Origin of the sequence: Burkholderia sp. BCC1998 (assembly GCF_905339875.1) — a bacterium.
GTDB lineage: Bacteria > Pseudomonadota > Gammaproteobacteria > Burkholderiales > Burkholderiaceae > Burkholderia.
The window spans coordinates 14,584-31,755 of record NZ_CAJPHE010000018.1 but is presented as its reverse complement, the minus strand read 5'-3'; the positions used below and the strand labels follow the sequence as shown (position 1 = coordinate 31,755).

At 69.8% G+C, this 17,172-nt stretch carries 16 protein-coding genes; 10 read left to right on the top strand and 6 right to left on the bottom strand.

Annotation, left to right across the window (positions count from 1 at the left end; all coding sequences use genetic code 11):
- Positions 1–88: 88 nt before the first annotated feature.
- From U5A56_RS26560 to U5A56_RS26545, 4 genes are all read right to left on the bottom strand, one after another.
- Positions 89–1,567 carry a sodium:solute symporter gene (locus U5A56_RS26560; RefSeq protein WP_321925386.1) on the bottom strand — a complete coding sequence of 493 codons (1,479 nt, stop codon included), beginning with the start codon at positions 1,565–1,567 and terminating at the stop codon, positions 89–91.
- A complete protein-coding gene (locus tag U5A56_RS26555) occupies positions 1,564–1,776 on the bottom strand; it encodes a DUF3311 domain-containing protein (RefSeq protein ID WP_044845342.1) in 213 nt (70 codons plus the stop codon). The genes U5A56_RS26560 and U5A56_RS26555 overlap by 4 nt, the downstream gene beginning before the upstream one ends.
- A 39-nt stretch (positions 1,777–1,815) precedes the next feature.
- A complete protein-coding gene (locus U5A56_RS26550; protein WP_415749237.1) occupies positions 1,816–2,904 on the bottom strand; it encodes a porin in 1,089 nt (362 codons plus the stop codon).
- A gap of 342 nt (positions 2,905–3,246) precedes the next feature.
- Positions 3,247–4,137, bottom strand: coding sequence for an IclR family transcriptional regulator (locus U5A56_RS26545; protein ID WP_321925384.1), 891 nt, complete (start codon positions 4,135–4,137; stop codon positions 3,247–3,249).
- Positions 4,138–4,431: 294 nt separating this feature from the next.
- Here U5A56_RS26545 and U5A56_RS26540 point away from each other — a divergent pair, with 294 nt between their 5' ends.
- From U5A56_RS26540 to U5A56_RS26505, 8 genes are all read left to right on the top strand, one after another.
- On the top strand, positions 4,432–5,514 hold the full coding sequence (locus U5A56_RS26540) for an ABC transporter ATP-binding protein (protein ID WP_044845344.1): 1,083 nt from the start codon (positions 4,432–4,434) through the stop codon (positions 5,512–5,514).
- Entirely contained in the window at positions 5,515–6,489 is a 975-nt protein-coding gene (locus U5A56_RS26535; RefSeq protein WP_321925382.1) for an ABC transporter permease, read from the top strand. It begins immediately after the preceding gene.
- Positions 6,486–7,280 carry an ABC transporter permease gene (locus U5A56_RS26530; protein ID WP_321925381.1) on the top strand — a complete coding sequence of 265 codons (795 nt, stop codon included), beginning with the start codon at positions 6,486–6,488 and terminating at the stop codon, positions 7,278–7,280. Before U5A56_RS26535 ends, U5A56_RS26530 begins: the two co-directional genes overlap by 4 nt.
- Entirely contained in the window at positions 7,280–7,627 is a 348-nt protein-coding gene (locus tag U5A56_RS26525) for a (2Fe-2S)-binding protein (RefSeq protein ID WP_257770904.1), read from the top strand. The genes U5A56_RS26530 and U5A56_RS26525 overlap by 1 nt, the downstream gene beginning before the upstream one ends.
- The gene (locus U5A56_RS26520; protein ID WP_321925379.1) at positions 7,624–9,069 is read left to right on the top strand and encodes an NAD(P)/FAD-dependent oxidoreductase; all 1,446 of its coding nucleotides are present in this window, start codon (positions 7,624–7,626) and stop codon (positions 9,067–9,069) included. The genes U5A56_RS26525 and U5A56_RS26520 overlap by 4 nt, the downstream gene beginning before the upstream one ends.
- The gene (locus U5A56_RS26515; RefSeq protein ID WP_321925377.1) at positions 9,062–10,213 is read left to right on the top strand and encodes an FAD-binding oxidoreductase; all 1,152 of its coding nucleotides are present in this window, start codon (positions 9,062–9,064) and stop codon (positions 10,211–10,213) included. The genes U5A56_RS26520 and U5A56_RS26515 overlap by 8 nt, the downstream gene beginning before the upstream one ends.
- On the top strand, positions 10,210–11,262 hold the full coding sequence (locus U5A56_RS26510) for an ABC transporter substrate-binding protein (RefSeq protein WP_321925375.1): 1,053 nt from the start codon (positions 10,210–10,212) through the stop codon (positions 11,260–11,262). The genes U5A56_RS26515 and U5A56_RS26510 overlap by 4 nt, the downstream gene beginning before the upstream one ends.
- Before the next feature lie 172 nt (positions 11,263–11,434).
- Positions 11,435–12,772, top strand: coding sequence for an MFS transporter (locus U5A56_RS26505; protein WP_321925373.1), 1,338 nt, complete (start codon positions 11,435–11,437; stop codon positions 12,770–12,772).
- 110 nt (positions 12,773–12,882) lie between these two features.
- On the opposite strand, the gene U5A56_RS26500 is transcribed toward U5A56_RS26505, so the two are convergent.
- Both U5A56_RS26500 and U5A56_RS26495 read right to left on the bottom strand, forming a co-directional pair.
- Entirely contained in the window at positions 12,883–13,893 is a 1,011-nt protein-coding gene (locus U5A56_RS26500; protein WP_321925371.1) for a 3-hydroxybutyryl-CoA dehydrogenase, read from the bottom strand.
- Entirely contained in the window at positions 13,890–14,996 is a 1,107-nt protein-coding gene (locus U5A56_RS26495; RefSeq protein WP_321925369.1) for an NAD/NADP-dependent octopine/nopaline dehydrogenase family protein, read from the bottom strand. Before U5A56_RS26495 ends, U5A56_RS26500 begins: the two co-directional genes overlap by 4 nt.
- Before the next feature lie 149 nt (positions 14,997–15,145).
- On the opposite strand from U5A56_RS26495, the gene U5A56_RS26490 reads away from it, so the two are divergent.
- Both U5A56_RS26490 and U5A56_RS26485 read left to right on the top strand, forming a co-directional pair.
- Complete coding sequence (locus U5A56_RS26490; RefSeq protein ID WP_321925367.1) at positions 15,146–16,120, top strand: AraC family transcriptional regulator; 975 nt, start codon at positions 15,146–15,148, stop codon at positions 16,118–16,120.
- A complete protein-coding gene (locus U5A56_RS26485) occupies positions 16,117–17,148 on the top strand; it encodes a LysR family transcriptional regulator (RefSeq protein WP_044845355.1) in 1,032 nt (343 codons plus the stop codon). The genes U5A56_RS26490 and U5A56_RS26485 overlap by 4 nt, the downstream gene beginning before the upstream one ends.
- Positions 17,149–17,172: the final 24 nt, after the last annotated feature.

Genomic DNA, 17,172 nt, shown 5'->3' with positions numbered 1-17,172 from the left:
TTGTAGTTAGAAGGGGCCAGGCGCCGCCGCACGGAAAAACCGCCGGGCAGTCGCCCGGCGGTTCGGCGGCGGCACGCCGATCGGGTCGTCACGCGGAGCGGGCCGGCGCGGCCATGCGCGCCTTCAGCTTGCGCTGCGCCGCGCTGATCGCGATGAACACCACCGCGTTCACCGCGAGTGCGACGAGCCCGGGGTTGATCGACGTCAGCGTGCTGGATGCGCCGGGGAACAGCGACGCGAGCGTCACGCCGTAGTAGTTCGTCAGCGCGATCACGATCGCACCGGCGACGATCCCCGCGAACGCGCCTTCCCGCGTGCCGAACGGCCGCTTCAGGAAGCTCGACGCGAGCATCGGCACGAGCTGCGTGAGCAGGCTCGACGAGAAGATCGCGAGCGTGACGAAGGTCGCGCCGCCGCGCAGCACGAAGTAGACGACCACCAGCGTGAAGATCGGCAGCGCGATCCGCGCGACGCGCGTCACCTCGCGGTCGGTCGCGTTCGGCGCGAAGCCTTCGCGGTAGATGTTGCGCGCGATCGTCGTCGAGGCATTCAGCATGATCAGCGAGCCCGGCACCAGCGCGGTCAGGAGGCCCGTGCCGCCGACGATGCCGACGAACCACGCGGGGAACGTCTGCTTCACGAGACGCAGCAGCGCGAGATCGGTCTGCGCGCCTTCGAGCCCGTGCACCGTCATCACGGCCGCGAAGCCGACGAGGAACAGGAACGCGATCAGCACCTGGTACAGCGGCATCAGGATCACGTTGCGGCGCAGCGCGCGTTCGTCCTTCGCGACGTAGATCGCGGTGAAGCCGTGCGGATACAGGTAATAGCCGAGCGACGTGAGCAGGATCGTCGAGTTGTACCAGCTCAGGTTGAAGCCGTGCTCGGGCATGCGCAGCAGTTCGGGATGCGCGGCGTCGATCTTCGCGAACATCTCGCCGAGGCCACCGTAGTAGTGCATCGGCAGGTACAGGCCGAGGAAGATCGCGATCGCGAGGATCAGCACGTCCTTGAAGATCGCGATGCTCGCCGAACCGTGGATGCCCGACACGACCATGTACACGGCCATCAGCGTCGCGGCGATCCAGATCGCGGCCGCTTGCGGAATCAGCCCGTACGACATCTCGGACACGATCACGCCGAGGCCGCGCAGCTGGATCATCAGCAGCGACACCATCGCGAACACGGCCACGACCGACACAAGCACGCCGATTGCGCGGCTGTCGTACTTCGACGCGAAGTAGTCGGCGAACGACACGAGCCCGCGCTCCTTTGCGTAGCGCCACACCGCGGGCAGCATCCAGTAGCCGATCACGAACGCGAGGCAGCCGTACGACAGGATGTAGAACGCGGGCACGCCCTTGCTGTAGGTCCAGCCGCTCGCGCCGAGGAACGAGAACGTCGAGAACGCCTCGCCGGCCATCAGCAGGAACGTGAGCAGCGAGCCGAAGCCGCGCCCGCCGACCGCCCACTGTTCGAGCGTGAGCTTGCGGCCGCGCCGCGCCATCACGCCGATCGCGAGCGCGAACACGGCGAACGCCGCGATGATGATGATCGAGGCGTTCATCGCGCGTCTCCCGTGCGGCCGTCGCGGGCCGCGTCGCGCTCGTCGAGGTGGAACAGGATCGCGAGGATCGCGGCGGTCGCCGCCATCCAGATCAGGTTCCACACGAGCAGGAACGGCAGGCCGAACAGCAGCGGCCGCACCTCGGCGATCGAGCCGCCGATGTACATCCCGACGAACGGCAGCGCCGCCAGCAACAGTCTGAATTTCATCTATGTCTCCTCCGGAAGACGCGCGAACGCGTCAGCGCATCAGAACTTCTGGCGGATGCCGACCACCACCGCCACCTGCGACGTCGTCGACGACGGCCCGTCGGTCCCGTCGATCCACGCGTGGCCCACGCCCGACGACGCCTTCTGGTAGAAGCCGTTCACGTACACGTCGGTGCGCTTCGACAGCAGGTACTGCAGGCCGGCCGACACCTGCTGGTAGTGACCGTCGTCGGCGCCGCGCGCGACCTTCGTATAGGTGTAGCCGGCCGCGGCCATCAGCGCGGGCGTGATCAGGTAGCGCACGCTGCCTTCGTAGTTGTTGAAGCGCAGCGCACCGCCCGTCGCCTGGCCGAAGTTCGAGCCCGTGTACAGCAGCCCGAGCGTCGCCGCGCCGATCGTGTAATTGCCGCCCGCGCCCCAGATCTGCTGGCGCACCGCGCTCGACAGGCCGGCGCCGAACACCGACGCCGAGCCCGGGTAGTAGTTGTCGGACGCAACGGCGCCCGTCGCGCTGGCCGCCGGATGGTTCACGCGCGCATAGGCGGCGCCTGCATTGAGCGGCCCGTGCGTATAGGTGATGCCGGCGCTCCACGAGTTGTCGTTCGAGAAGCCCGTCGAATTCGAGAACCCGTACATCAGGTTCGCCTGCAGGCCCGCGATCGTCGGCGACACGTACTTGACCGCGTTGTTGGTGCGGAAACTATTGTTGATGTCGTCGTTGTCGAACGGGTGCGTCGAGTACTGCGCGAGGAAGCTGCTCATCTGCAGCGAGCCGAGAATGTCCTGCGTCGAGTTGTACTGGCGGCCGAGCGTCACCGCGCCCCAGCTCGCGCCGCTCAGGCCGACCCACGCGGAGCGGCCGAACATCCGGCCGCCCTGCCCGAGCGCGCCGTTCGCGACGTTGAAGCCGTTCTCGAGCCGGAAGTTCGCCTTCAGGCCGCCGCCGAGATCCTCGCTGCCGATCAAGCCCCAGCGCGGGCCCGATTCGTTGCCGCCCGTGAACTGCCACAGCGCATGGCCCTTCGAATTGTTCGTGTAGGTCACGCCGGCGTCGACGATCCCGTACAGCGTTACCGTCGACTGCGCGTGCGCGGCGCCGGCGACCATCATCGCCATGGCCGCGCTCATGTACGCGACGCCCGTCTTCCTGCTCATCGTTCGCACCATCTCCGTCATCTCCTCTCCAAACCGTCTTGTCGATGTTGTGTTTTGTTGATGCTGGCCATACGCGCCGGTCGGCTTGTATAGACAGTGGCTGGATGGTATCCAGCCGCAGTCGCATCAAGAAATGAAATGTTCAACTGGGCGGCAGTTGAAAATCGAATGGAGACGAACGAAGGGGAAATGGGCGGCGACTGCGCGTGTCTGCAAGCCGATAGAAAGCATGGAAGCCCGCCGGACGCGGCGCATTCTGCTCAGACATGAATGGCTCGCGTAAGCAAGCTGACGAAACGGTAACGCGCGACGCGCCTATGCGGTTTTCCCGGATAGACCGTGCATCGGCCGCCGCAACGCGGCGTCGAACGGATTCGTGCGCGGGCCGATCGCATCGGCCTGGCGCCGGAGCAGCTCGACGACCATCGGCATCCGGTCGTCGCCGAGCCGCGACGCCAGCGTGCCAACGCTCAGCGCGCCGACCGGGTAGCCGGTGCGATCGAGGATCGGCACCGCGACGCCGGCCATCCCGTCGAGCACGCCGCTGTTGCGGCCCGCGTAGCCGAGCTCGCGCACGCGCTCGATCTCGGTGCGCAGGTAGACCTCGTCGAGCACGCCGTAACCGCGAATGCGCGGCACGTTGAAGCGGATCACTTCCTCGCGCTCGGCTTCCGGCAGGAACGCGAGGATCGCGAGGCTGCCCTGCCCGACGCCGAGCGCAATGCGCCCGCCGATGTCCCCGGTGAACGAACGGATCGGGAACGGGCCTTCGCACAGATCGAGACACACTGCGTCGAAGCCGCTCTTCACGAGCAGGAAGATCGTCTCGCCGAGGCTCGCGCACAGCCGCAGCAGCGCAGGCCGGCACAGCGTGCGCATGCTGCTCGGGTTGCCGGCCAGCGCGGCGAGCGCGAAGAAGTCGACGCTCAGCCGGTACAGCTTCGACTGTTCGTCCTGCTCGACCATCCCTTCGGCGATCAGCGATTGCAGGATCCGGTGCGCGGTGCCCTGCGTAAGGCCGACGGCCTTCGCGAGGTGCGTGACGCGCACGCCGTCCTGCTGCATGCCGGCCAGCGCGCGCAGGATCGCGAACGCACGCTGCAGCATGCCGGTGCCCGGCGCGCCGGCCGCATCGACGGCGGCGTCGTCGTCCGCGGCCGGCATGCGTACGGCACGCGACGTTCCGGGCGAATGCGGTTCCTGCATGCGGATTCTCCTCGATGATTTCATTGAACGGAATACATCAGCTGCCATTGTCGTGTCGCCAAAATGCGCGCGGCATCCGGGTGTGCACGGGATTGACGCGCGTCTTTCACCACCTGCCCGCCCTTCATTCAACGGAACGATTTGCCGGCGACTCGGCAAAGCATTCCGTTCACTGGAATTTTTCTGAAATTCATCTCGTTGAGCAGAATTCCAAATTGACGCTCCGAAATATGGCTGGCTAGAGTCCGCGTCAATGACGCACCGGCCATGCGGTGTGCGAACCCGGAGTGCTCCATGTCGTTTCTCACGCTTACGGATCTGACGAAATCGTTCGGCGCGCTCACCGCCGTCGCCGACGTCAACCTGTCGGTCGAACAAGGCGAATTCGTGTCGCTGCTCGGGCCGTCGGGCTGCGGCAAGACCACGACGCTGCAGATGATCGCCGGCTTCGTCGACGTCACCCGCGGCCGCATCGCGCTCGACGGGCAGGACATCACGCACATGAAGCCGAACCGCCGCGGGCTCGGCATCGTGTTCCAGAGCTATGCGCTGTTTCCGCACATGAGCGTCGCGGAGAACGTCGGCTTCGGGCTCGACATGCGCGGCGTCGACAAGGCGGAGCGCGCCGAGCGCATCCGCGCGGCGCTCGCGCTCGTGCGGCTCGATGCGCTCGCGCACCGCTTTCCGCGTGAATTGTCCGGCGGGCAGCGGCAGCGCGTCGCGATCGCGCGCGCGGTGGTGATCGAGCCGCCGGTGCTGCTGCTCGACGAGCCGATGTCGAACCTCGACGCGAAGCTGCGCGAAGAGATGCAGTTCGAACTGCGCGCGATCCAGCGCAAGATCGGCACGACGACGATCATGGTCACGCATGATCAATCGGAAGCGCTGTCGATCAGCGATCGCGTGGTCGTGATGGAAGCCGGCCGCATCACGCAGACGGACACGCCGTACCGCGCGTACGAACGCCCGGAGAACCACTTCGTGTCGCAGTTCATCGGCAAGGCGAACCTGCTGCCCGGCACGATCGTCGCGCACGACGGCGACGCGATCCGCATCGATCTCGGCCACGATCTCGCGGAGACCGGCCGCACCGTGCACCTGCCGGCGCGCGAGCGCGACGTGCGCATCGGCGATGCCGTGTCGGTGTGCATCCGTCCTGAGAAGCTACGACTGTGCGCACCCGGCGCGGGCCGCTTCGCCGCGACCGTCACGAGCCGCTTCTTCCTCGGCAGCCAGTGGCTGTACCGCGTCGACAGCGCGCTCGGCGAAGTGCTCGTGTGCTGCCAGAACGAAGGCGCGGAGCCGCTCGCGGAAGGCGCGCCGGTCGGCGTCGACTGGCACAGCGACGCGGTGCGCGTGATGCGCCGGGAGGCCTGAATGCGACAGCCTACCCGTCCGCTTTCGACCGACGGCGCGCCGGCCGGGCTCGCGCCATCGGGCGCGGCCGACGCCGTTCCGCTTCGCACCGGCGGCGTTGCGCTGCGCGCGACGTGGCGTGCGCACGCGCCGCTGTGGCTGATGTGTGCGCCCGCGTTCGCGCTGTTCGCCGCGCTCGTGCTCGTGCCGCTCGCGATGACCTTCGCGCTCACGTTCTACCGTTACGACCAGGCCACCGGCCCGATCGCCGCCTTCCAGCTCGGCAATTACGCGGAGGTGCTCGGCTCGTCGTACTTCCACACGATCTTCGCGCGCACGTTCGGCATCGCCGCGCTGACCACCGCGATCTGCGTCGCGATCGGCACACCCGAAGCGTACGTGCTGTCGAAGATGCGCGATCCGTGGCGCTCGCTGTTCCTGCTCGTCATCCTTGCTCCGCTGCTCGTGTCGGTCGTCGTGCGCGCGTTCGGCTGGAGCATGCTGCTGAACACGAGCGGGCTCGTGAACCAGGCACTCGGGCTCGTCGGCCTCGGGCCGTACAAGCTCGAGTACACGACGTTCGCGATCGTGATCGCGCTCGTCCACGTGATGCTGCCGTTCATGGTGATTCCCGTCTGGACGGCACTGCAGCGGCTCGATCCGCAAACCGAGCACGCGGCGCTGTCGCTCGGCGCGTCGCCGTTCACGACGCTGCGCCGCATCGTCGTGCCGCAGCTGATGCCGGGCGTGCTGTCGGGCAGCCTGATGGTGTTCGGGCTGTCGGCGAGCGCCTTCGCGATCCCCGGCCTGCTCGGCGGACGCCGCCTGAAGGTCGCGGCGACCGCCGTCTACGACGAATTCCTCGGCTCGCTGAACTGGCCGCTCGGCGCGACGATCGCGGTGCTGTTGCTGGTCGCGAACCTCGTCGTGATGCTCACCTACTACCGCGTGCTCGAACGCCGCTACGCGCGCAGCCTCGGAGGCGCTTCCCGATGAGAAAGAACGGCCCCATTGCGCTGGCGTTCCATACGCTCGTGATCCTGTTCGTGCTCGCGCCGCTCGCGATCGTCGTGCTGGTCGCGTTCACGCCCGACGAAACGCTGACGCTGCCGACGCACGGCCTGTCGCTGCGCTGGTTCCGCGCGATCCTCGACTATCCGGACTTCGTCACCGCGTTCGTCAACAGCGTGAAGCTCGCGTTCGCGTCGGCGACGCTGTCGCTCGCGATCGCGTTGCCCGCCGGGCTCGCGATCGGCCGCGCGACCTTTCCCGGCCGCGCGTTCCTGAACGGCCTGTTGCTGTCGCCGCTCGTGATTCCCGGCCTCGTGCTCGGCATCGCGCTGCTGCGCTTCTTCGCGCTGATCGGCGCGACCGGCTCATTCGCGTGGCTGGTGCTCGCACACATGATCGTCATCACGCCGTTCGTGATGCGGCTCGTGCTCGCGTCCGTCGCGGGCCTCGACCGCAGCATCGAGCAGGCCGCGTGCTCGCTCGGCGCCGACCCGTGGACGACGTTCCGCCGCATCACGCTGCCGATGATCCTGCCTGGCATCACCGGCGGCTGGCTGCTCGCGTTCATCAACAGCTTCGACGAGCTGACGATGTCGATCTTCGTCACGTCGCCGCAGACAGTCACGCTGCCGGTGCGCATGTACATGTATGCGACCGAATCGATCGATCCGATGATGGCGTCGGTATCGGCGCTGGTCATCTTCATCACCGCCGCCGCGATGCTGCTGCTCGATCGCGTGTACGGCCTGAACCGCATCCTGATCGGCCAACACTGATGACGACATTCGTTTCCCGCTCCACCGACAACGCGGACGACGGTGCGCAATTCGTGCGCGTCGCCGAACGCGAGCGCGCCGCCGTCGCGTTCACGCTCGACGGCCGGCCCGCGCAGGCGCTCGCCGGCGACACCGTGCTCACCGCGATCCTCGTCGCGCAGCGCCGCGTGCGCGTGAGCGAATTCAGCGGCAAGCCGCGCGCGGGCTTCTGCCTGATCGGCGCGTGCCAGGACTGCTGGGTCCGCACCGAGGCCGGCGCCCGCGTGCGCGCATGCTCGACGCCGATCGCCGATGGCATGCGGATTCTCACCGGCGCGCAGCCCGCCACGGCCGGAGACGCATCATGAGCGACGCACTGCGACCGGTGATCGTCGGCGCGGGGCCGGCCGGCGTGCGCGCGGCCGAGGCGCTGGTCGACGCGGGGCTGCGCCCCGTCGTGATCGACGAGAACGCGCGCTGGGGCGGGCAGATCTATCGCCAGCCGCCGACCGACGGCGCGTTCGCGCGCGGCAAGCGCGTGCTGTACGGCTTCGAGGCCGCGAAGGCCGATGCCGTGCACCGCACGATGGCCGCGTTGCTGCCGCACGTCGACTATCGGCCAAACACGCTCGCCTGGGCGTGCGGCGCGGGCCGCGTCGACACGCTGCAGGACGGCCGCGAAACGACCGTGCCGTTCTCGCACCTGATCGTCGCGAGCGGCGCGACCGATCGCATGCTGCCGGTACCGGGGTGGACGCTCGCGGGCGTCTATACGCTCGGCGGCGCGCAGGTCGCGCTGAAGGCGCAGGGCTGCGCGATCGGCAGCCGCATCGTGTTCGCGGGCACGGGGCCGTTGCTGTATCTCGTCGCCTATCAGTACGCGAAGGCCGGCGCGCAGGTCGCGGCCGTGCTCGACACGAGCCCGCTGCGCCGGCAGGCTGCCGCGACGCCCGCCCTGCTGCGCATGCCGTCCACATTCGCGAAGGGGCTGTACTACATCGGCTGGCTGCGCGCGCACGGCGTCGCGATCGAAACCGGCGTCACGCTCGAGCGCGTGCTCGGCGAGCGGCACGTAACGGGCCTCGCATGGCGCGCGGCCGGCGGCGACGCGCCGCCGCGGATGCTCGACTGCGATGCGCTCGGCCTCGGCTTCGGGCTGCGTTCCGAGACCCAGCTCGCGGATCTCGCCGGCTGCCGGTTCCGTTTCGATCCGCTCAACCGCGCATGGCTGCCCGAACGCGATGCGGCCGGCCGCACGTCGGTGCGCGGCATCTACGTGGCGGGCGACGGTGCCGGCATCGCAGGCGCCGACGCGGCCGAGGCGTCCGGGCGACGCGCGGCGCTCGCGCTGCTCGCGGATGCGGGAATCGCGATTCCGTCGTCGTCGCCGTCGCTGGCCGGCAAGCCCGATGTAGCGACGCTCGATCGCACGCTCGCCCGGCTCGGCGCGTTCCGTGCCGGCCTCGAAGCGGCGTTCGCGCCGCCCGCCGCACTCGCCGCGCGCTGCCCGGACGACACGATCGTGTGCCGCTGCGAGGAAATCGACGCGGGTACGCTGCGACGCTGCATCCGCGGTGGCGAAGCGACCGAGCTGAACCGGCTGAAGGCGCTGACACGCGCCGGGATGGGCCGCTGCCAGGGCCGGATGTGCGGCGACGCGACCGCACTCGTGCTCGCCGCGGAAACCGGCCGCGCGCTCGCGGACGTCGGCCGGTTGCGCGCGCAACCGCCGGTGAAGCCCTTCCCGATCTCGGCCGCGCTCGCGGGCGACAATGTCACGGCGATTCCCGACGAGGCACGCGATGAGTGAACGCCGTCACTACGACGTCGCGATCGTCGGCGGCGGGCTCGTCGGCGCTTCGGCTGCGCTGGCGCTCACGCGGCACGGCTTGCGCGTCGCGCTGTTCGAGCGCCGCGACTGCGGCGCACAGGCAAGCGGCGTGAACTACGGCGGCGTGCGCTGCCAGGGCCGCCCCGCCGAACAGCTGCCGCTCGCGCTGCGCGCGCGGCGCATCTGGGATCGCCTGCCCGAGCTGATCGGCATCGACGGCGAATTCGTCGTGTCGGGTCATTTGCGGCTCGCGCGCAGCGACGCCGATCTCGAGGCGCTCGATGCCTACGCGACGCTTGCCGGCGAGCACGGCTTGCCGTTGCAGGTGATGCGCGGCGACGCGTTCCGCCGCCGCTACCCGTGGCTCGGCCGCGCGGCGGTCGGCGGCTCGCTGTGCGCGACCGACGGGCACGCGAACCCGCGCGTCGTGTCGCCCGCGTTCGCGCGCGCGGCCCGCGCAGCGGGTGCCGACGTGTTCGAGCACACGCCGGTCGACGACGCCCGGCACGACGGCACGCGTTTTCATGTCGTTGCGGGCGGTCGTGCGTTCAGTTCGACGTGGCTGATCAACTCGGCCGGCGCATGGGCGAACACGATCGCCGAGCGCTTCGGCGAAGCCGTGCCGATGGAGCCGATCTACCCGAACATGTGGGTGACCGAACCGCTGCCGCCGTTCATCACGCACAACCTCGGCGTGTACGGCGGCGGCGTGTACGCGCGGCAGGTCGCGCGCGGCAACTGCGTGATCGGCGGCGGGCGCGGCCGCGGCGACGGCGAGTTCGGCCAGCCGTCGGTCGACACGACGCGCGCGGTGATGCGCGATGCGTGCGCGCTGCTGCCCGCATTGCGCGACGCGCTGCTGATCCGCACGTGGAGCGGCGTCGAAGGCTGCACGCCCGACCACAACCCGATCATCGGCGCTAGCCGTACCACGCCGAACCTGCTGCATGCGTTCGGCTTTTCCGGCGGTGGCTTCCTGCTCGCGCCGGGCGTCGGCGAAGTGCTCGCCGCGCTCGTCACGACCGGCGAGACCGCCACGCCGCTCGATGCATTCTCGATCGGCCGCTTTGCACAGCAAACCGCGCCGACCGCCCCTTTCCGTCAAGAGGAGACCCAACGATGAAACTGCTCGGAACGATCGCGGCGGCTGCCGCCCTCTGCATCGCAGGCGCCGGCGTGCCCGCGCCCGCCTTCGCGCAAACGAAGACGATCTACGTCGGCATGAACGGCGGCCCGATGGAAAAAGCCTATACGAGCCAGGTGCTGCCCGACTTCGAGAAGGCGAACAACGTGAAGGTCGTCGTCGTGCCCGGCACGTCGTCGGACGTGCTCGCGAAGCTGCTCGCGAACCGCAACAAGCCGCAAATCCACGTCGCGTTCCTCGACGACGGCGTGATGGCGCGCGCGGTCAGCCTCGGCGTGTGCCAGAAGCTCGACGATTCGCCGGTGCTGAAGGAGCTGTATCCGTTCGCGCGGATGAAGGACGACATCGGCGCCGGCGTGCAGCTCGGCATGACCGGCATCGCCTACAACAAGAAACTGTTCGCGGAGAAGGGCTGGGCGCCGCCGACGTCGTGGATGGATTTCGCCGACCCGAAATACAAGGGCAAGGTCGTGTTCCAGTCCGCGTCGAGCAGCACGTTCGGGCTGCACGGATTTCTCGCGATCAACCGGCTGCTCGGCGGCAGCGAACAGAACGTCGAGCCCGGCTTCAGCAAGTGGGCGAGCACGGTCGGGCCGAACGTCGTCGAGTACATCCCGAACTCGGCGAAGATCTCCGAGATGGTGCAGACCGGCGAAGCCGGCCTGTTCCCGTTGACGCCGACCGGTGTCGGCGACCTGCAGGACAAGGGCATTCCGGTCGCGTATGCGAACCCGAAGGAAGGCCCGGTGCTGCTGCTCGTCGACCTGTGCGTGGTCGCGAACAACCCGGATCCGCAACTGGCCCAGAAGCTCGCGCAGTTCCTGCTGTCCGCACCCGCGCAGACGAAGGCGGCCGAAGCCGGCAAGCAGATCCCGACCAATCGCCTCGCGAAGATGCCCGCCGCGATGCAGCAAAGCCTCGGCAACGTCGACGATCTGGTGCGCAAGTTGACGGTGGTCGACTGGACGGCGATCAACGCCCGCCGCGCGCAGTGGGACACGCGCTGGAACCGGCAGATCGAGCGGTGACGGGCACCGGCGCGCGCGGGTACGGCCGTGCGCGCCGCGACCATCATTTGCGGGAGTGATGACACTCCCCTTTTTCTGCGGATTTGACCGGGGCGGCGGTGCCGACAACACTAGCCCGCAGTGCCGCATGCGGTCGAGAGACGGCACGCACCCGCCCCCTTCAGAGTCCGCCATGTACCCGACCGACACCGTGCAATCCCCGAGCGCCGCCCGGCCGCTCGCCGACCGGCAGCTTCGCCGCATCGTCATCGCCTCCGTCGCCGGCAACGCGATGGAGTGGTACGACTTCTTCGTCTACGGCACGGCCGCCGCGCTCGTGTTCGGCCACGTGTTCTTTCCGCCCGGCGCGTCGCCGCTCGCGGGCAGCCTCGCGGCGTTCGCCGCGTTCGCACTCGGCTTCGTCGCGCGGCCGCTCGGCGGGATCGTGTTCGGGCATGTCGGCGACCGCTACGGCCGCAAGGCGTCGCTCGTGTGGACGCTGCTGATCATGGGCGCGTCGACGTTCGCGATCGGCCTGCTGCCGACCTACGCGCAGGTCGGCCTGTGGGCGCCGGCGGCGCTCGTCGTGCTGCGGCTGCTGCAAGGCATCGCGTCCGGCGGCGAATGGGGCGGCGGCGTGCTGATGATCAGCGAGAACGCGCCGCCCGAGCAGCGCGGCTACTACGCGGCGTGGAGCCAGCTCGGCGTCGGCGGCGGCTTCGTGCTGTCGTCGGCCGCGTTTCTCGCCGCCCAGGCGCTGCCCGACGACGCGTTCCGCACCTGGGGCTGGCGGCTGCCGTTCCTCGCGAGCATCGCGATCTTCGCGATCGGCATCTACATCCGCCGCCACCTGCCGGAAAGCCGCGACTACGAGCAGGCCGGCAAGCGCGGCGCGCACACGCACTTGCCGATCGTCGAGTGCATCCGCCGCCATCCGAAGGAAATCCTGCTTGCGATGGGGCTGCGCGTCGCCGAAAACGGCGGTGCGTACATCTTCCTCGCGTTCTCGCTCGTCTACGGCAAATACGTCGGCATCCCGAACGGCGTGATGCTGACCGGCGTGATGATCGCGATGATCGTCGAAATGGGCGCGATGCTCGCGTGGGGCCGGCTGTCCGACCGGATCGGCCGCAAGCCCGTGTACCTGATCGGCGCGCTGAGCCTCGTCGCGTGCGCGTTTCCGTTCTTCTGGCTGCTCGACACGCGCGCGACGCCGCTCGTGTGGCTCGCGCTGACGGTCGGCACCGCGGTGAGCCACGGCGCGATGATCGGCACGCTGCCCGCGCTGGTCGGCGAGCTGTTCAGCACCGAGGTGCGCTATTCGGGCGTCGCGCTCGGCCATGAAGTCGCGTCGATCTTCGCGGGCGGCATGTCGCCGCTGATCGCGACCGCACTGCTCGCGCGCTATCACGCGTCGTGGCCCGTGTCGCTGTTCCTCGTGGCGCTCGGCCTCGTGACCGTCGCGACGCTGTGCGTGATGCGCGAGACGCGCGGCGCGCCTGCTGCCGACACGCGCGGCGACGCGGCATGAGCGTGGCCGCCGCGCACGCGACGCTTCCGGCCGGCGAACGACACACCGGTTTGCGGTACCGCATGCACGCGTGCGCTGCACGACGATCGCACCGGGCCGCGACGACCGTCCTATGCGTCCGTGCTGCGCCGCGCGCCGTCGAACGCCGGCGCCAGTCCCAGGTGGTCGAGCAGCCGTGCGAATTCGCCGAGCCGCTGCCGCATGTAGGCCGGCACGTCGACCTGCGCATAGTCGTGGAACCCGGCGCCGCTACGCACGCCGTCGCGCCCGGCCGCCATGTTGCGCACGACGCTGTCGGCCGGCGCGAAGCGCGGGCCGATCTCGCCGGCGAGATACGTCGACGCGTAGTACAGGATGTCGCAGCCGCCCCAGTCGATGAACTCGAGCAGCCCGAGCACCGCGAAGCGCGGGCCGAAGCCGGTGCGGATCGCCATGTCGATGTCCTCGGCGCTCGCGACGCCCTCTTCCACCATGCGTGCGGCTTCATTCATCGCGAGCGCCTGGATGCGCGGCACGATGTAGCCGGGCGCCGGCCCGCAGATCACCGGCTTCTTGCCGACGCGTTCGAGCAGCGCGGCCAGCGCGTCGACGACCCGCTGATCGGTCGCGTCGCTGCGGCTGATCTCGACGAGCGGCATCAGCAGCGCCGGGTTCAGCCAGTGCGCATTCAGCATCCGTTCCGGATGCGCGACATGACGCTGCAACTCGGTGACGACGAACGTCGACGTCGTCGACGCGATCGTTGCGCGCGCATCGACATGTGCGCCGAGCCAGCGCAGCGCGTCGGCCTTCGCGTCGAGCACTTCGGGCAGCGCTTCGAACACGATGCCGGCGTCGCACAGCGCGGACGCCGCGCCATCACGCGCGACCAGCGCGATGCGGGCGATGACGGCCGCGGCCTGGTCGCCATCGATCCGGCCGAGCGCCACCTGCGCATGCAGCGGCCGCGCGATCTCGCCGCGCGTGCGATCCTCGAATACGCGCCAGCCTTGCGCGTCGCGCGGCTTGAAGTCGATCAGCGTCACGTCGAGGCCCGCGAACGCAAAGACGAGCGCGATCCCCTGCCCCATGCGTCCCGCGCCGAGCACGTGCACGCGCGTCACGTCGGCGGCGGGCGTCATGCGGCGTACCCCGCATCGAGCAGCGCGCGCATCGCGTCGCGCGACAGCGCGGCGAGGCCGAGCGCCTCCAGCGTGCGCCCTTGCGCATACAGGTCGCGGCCGGTCACCGCCGACGCGACGCTCAGCAGCCCCTGCGCAACGGGCGTCGGCACGTCGGCCCGGCGCCCGCACGACACGATGAAGGACAGCCCGAGCCGGGTGTCCTCGAGCATGTAGCGATGCGTGCGCAAATCGATCTTCTCGCGCCAGTCGCCGCTGTCGGTCAGCTTGCCGTGCGCGCCACGCCCGTACATCCATTCGTCGCCGTCGGTCGCGTAGTGGTCCGCCAGCGGGAAATGCGGCGCGCGGTAGCCCAGTGCCTCGCGTACGGCGATGCGTTCGGCATCGAGCGCATTCGTCACGCGGCGGATCGACGGCTGCGTGCCTTCGTTGTGGATGTCCCACGCGTCGAAGTGTTCGAGCGGCCCGGCGTTCATCAGGATCAGCGGCGGATGAATCACCGGGCCCGCGTTCATCAGCGCGCCGGACAGCGCATCCTCGACCGGCTCGACCGACGGGTAGCCCGCGCGCAGCACGTCGAACGCCCAGGTCGCCGCGTTCGCGGGAAACACGCCGGTCGGCAGGCGCGTCGCATACGCGCTGATCACGACCGCGTCGTCGCCATGCTTGCGTACCAGGTACGGCAGCGTGCCGGTCTCGGCAAAAGCGACGCGCGCGCGGTTGCCGGCATCGGCCGCCGCACGCGCGAACACGACGCTGCCGAACGTGCCGGGCGGCAGGAACACGACCTGGTCGTCCTCCAGCAGGGGCGCGACCTGCGCGGCGAGCGCATCGTGCGAGACGGCCGGCAGCGGCACCACGACGAGCCGCGCGCCGCGCAGCGCGGCCGCGAGATCGTCGCTCAGGCGGATCGCGCCGGGTGCGTCGCCGAGCGGCACGGCACGCCTGCCGCGATAGTCGATCACCTGCAACGCGCCGAGCTCGCGCAGCCGCGCATGCGGTTCGCGGTCGCGCCGCCACCACGTCACGTCGTGGCCCTTCTCGAACAGGTCGATCGCGGCCGCATGGCAGCCGTGGCCGCCGCCCAGTACACATACCTTCATCGTCGTCTCCCGGTGAGTGAGTGTTGCCGAGACTACGCGGCGGCGCACGTCGCGTCGCTTCAAAACGCGCAACGGCGCGCCCGTTCGCGCAACGCAATCGCGGCGATGCGCACGACGTCGCATCCATCCATCCGACACGAGGCCACCGCATGGATATCGCCCTTTCCCGACATGCGCCGAACCGGCTCGGCACGCTGCATGCGCCCGACGAAGTCGAACGCGCGGTCGCGCACCGGCTCGGGCCGCACCGGATGGCCGCGCACGGCCGCGATCCGTTTCATGCGGAGCTGTACGAGGTGCCGCTGTATCACGGCGCACTGCTCGAGCTCTGCTACGGCCGCGAGACGCGCATCGAGTTCGGCGACGATGCCGGGCATTTCCTGTTCCGGCTGACGCTGTCGGGCGCATGTGAGCTGCAGGCCGGCGACGTGGTCGCACGCGCCGGGCCGGGCCAGCTGACGGTGTCGTCGCCGGCGCTCGCGAGCCGCCTGAGCACGAGCCCCGATTGCCGCAACCTGGTGCTGCGGCTCGAACGCGGCGCACTCGAGCGCAAGCTGCAGGACATGCTGCACACGACGCTCACGCGGCCGCTGCAGTTCGATCTCGCGGCCGGCGGCAACGGTGCGGGCGCGGCGCTCGTGCTGCCGACCTTCGAATACCTGTGCCGGCTCGGCGCGCAGCCGGGGATCGGCACGTCGATCACGACGTTCGGCGCCGATCTCAGCGCGTGGCTGATGGCGCTGCTGCTCACGCACCTGCCGCATTCGTACAGCGCCGCGCTCGCGCGCGGCACGCCGCCGCTGCCGGCGCACGTGCGCCGCGCGTGCGACCACGTCGACGCGCACCTGGGCGACCCGCTCGCGCTCGCGGCGCTGGCGGCCGTCGCGGGCGTCGCGCCGCGCACGCTCCAGCATGCGTTCCGCGCGTTCCTGAACACCACGCCGGCCGCCTACGTGCGCGAGCGCCGGCTGGCCGCGGTGCACGCCGCGCTGCAGCGCGGCGACGCGCGCAGCGTGACCGACGTGCTGATCGCGCACGGCATTCACGGCTTCGGCCATTTCGCGAAGGCGTATGCGCGGCGTTACGGCCACCTGCCTTCCGTCACCGCGAGGCAAGCACCATGACGCACTCCGCCACCGGCCGGCCGCCGGCCCGCCCCGAACCCGCGGCGCACGACGCGGACGCGCCCGACGGCCTGCGCGTGCAGGACCTCGACCTGAACCTGTTGAAGACGTTTCGCGCGGTGTACGAAGAACGGCACGTCGGCCGCGCAGGGTTGCGGCTCGGCGTCACGCAGCCGTCGGTGAGCTACGCGCTCGGCCGGCTGCGCCTGATGTTTCGTGACGCGCTGTTCGTGCGCACCGGCACCGGCGTCGAGCCGACGCCGCGCGCGCAACGGCTCGCACTATCGGTCGACAAGGCGCTCGCGATCCTGCAGGACGTGCTCGACGAAGGCTCGCGCTTCGCGCCGGACAGCACCCAGCGCGTGTTCCGGCTGCACATGAGCGACTTCGCGGCGAGCGCGTTCCTGCCGACGTTGCTCGCGGCATTCGACCGGCGCGCGCCGGGCGCGGTGATCGAGACGCTGCATGTCGACGAATGCCAGCTCAACGTCGCGCTCGAATCGGGCCGCATCGACTTCGCGCTCGGTCATTTCGCGGATGCATCGAGCCATTTCCAGCGGACCGCGCTGCTGCACGAACGCTGCGTGCTGCTGATGCCGCGCCGCACCGCGCAGCGCCTCGCGCTGCCCGGCGGTTTCGTGCTCGACGGCGACGCGCCTGACGCGCTGCGCTTCGTCGCGGTGACCGCGCATCCGCAATCGATGCAGCTGCTGGAACGACACGGCCTGATGCCGCGCGTGCGGGCGGCGCTGCCCGACTTCCTGGTGGTGCCGGCGCTGCTCGAACACGGCGATTACGCGCTGATCCTGCCGGAGACCGTCGCGCTCACGTTCGCGGCGCGCCAGCCGTGCACGCTGTACGAGATCGCGGGCGCCGGCGAATGGGCCGTCAACGCGTACTGGCACCGGCGCTTCGATGCGGACCCGGGCCATCGGTGGCTGCGCGCGCTGCTGCTGGAGCTGTTCGATATCGGCCGGCAGGCGCCGTTCGACGCATGGCTCGCGCCGCAACCGCCCGCCTGCGCATAGCGGCGCGGGCGGGCGCAGACCGAC

Bases quoted from the DNA above. Each gene is read 5' to 3' on its own strand.
- U5A56_RS26495 (WP_321925369.1), bottom strand. From the start codon at position 14,996: ATGAAGGTATGTGTACTGGGCGGCGGCCACGGCTGCCATGCGGCCGCG.
- U5A56_RS26545 (WP_321925384.1), bottom strand. From the start codon at position 4,137: ATGCAGGAACCGCATTCGCCCGGAACGTCGCGTGCCGTACGCATGCCG.
- U5A56_RS26535 (WP_321925382.1), top strand. From the start codon at position 5,515: ATGCGACAGCCTACCCGTCCGCTTTCGACCGACGGCGCGCCGGCCGGG.
- U5A56_RS26525 (WP_257770904.1), top strand. From the start codon at position 7,280: ATGACGACATTCGTTTCCCGCTCCACCGACAACGCGGACGACGGTGCG.
- U5A56_RS26550 (WP_415749237.1), bottom strand. From the start codon at position 2,904: ATGAGCGCGGCCATGGCGATGATGGTCGCCGGCGCCGCGCACGCGCAG.
- U5A56_RS26485 (WP_044845355.1), top strand. From the start codon at position 16,117: ATGACGCACTCCGCCACCGGCCGGCCGCCGGCCCGCCCCGAACCCGCG.
- U5A56_RS26490 (WP_321925367.1), top strand. From the start codon at position 15,146: ATGGATATCGCCCTTTCCCGACATGCGCCGAACCGGCTCGGCACGCTG.
- U5A56_RS26505 (WP_321925373.1), top strand. From the start codon at position 11,435: ATGTACCCGACCGACACCGTGCAATCCCCGAGCGCCGCCCGGCCGCTC.
- U5A56_RS26500 (WP_321925371.1), bottom strand. From the start codon at position 13,893: ATGACGCCCGCCGCCGACGTGACGCGCGTGCACGTGCTCGGCGCGGGA.
- U5A56_RS26555 (WP_044845342.1), bottom strand. From the start codon at position 1,776: ATGAAATTCAGACTGTTGCTGGCGGCGCTGCCGTTCGTCGGGATGTAC.
- U5A56_RS26530 (WP_321925381.1), top strand. From the start codon at position 6,486: ATGAGAAAGAACGGCCCCATTGCGCTGGCGTTCCATACGCTCGTGATC.
- U5A56_RS26560 (WP_321925386.1), bottom strand. From the start codon at position 1,567: ATGAACGCCTCGATCATCATCATCGCGGCGTTCGCCGTGTTCGCGCTC.
- U5A56_RS26540 (WP_044845344.1), top strand. From the start codon at position 4,432: ATGTCGTTTCTCACGCTTACGGATCTGACGAAATCGTTCGGCGCGCTC.
- U5A56_RS26520 (WP_321925379.1), top strand. From the start codon at position 7,624: ATGAGCGACGCACTGCGACCGGTGATCGTCGGCGCGGGGCCGGCCGGC.
- U5A56_RS26510 (WP_321925375.1), top strand. From the start codon at position 10,210: ATGAAACTGCTCGGAACGATCGCGGCGGCTGCCGCCCTCTGCATCGCA.
- U5A56_RS26515 (WP_321925377.1), top strand. From the start codon at position 9,062: ATGAGTGAACGCCGTCACTACGACGTCGCGATCGTCGGCGGCGGGCTC.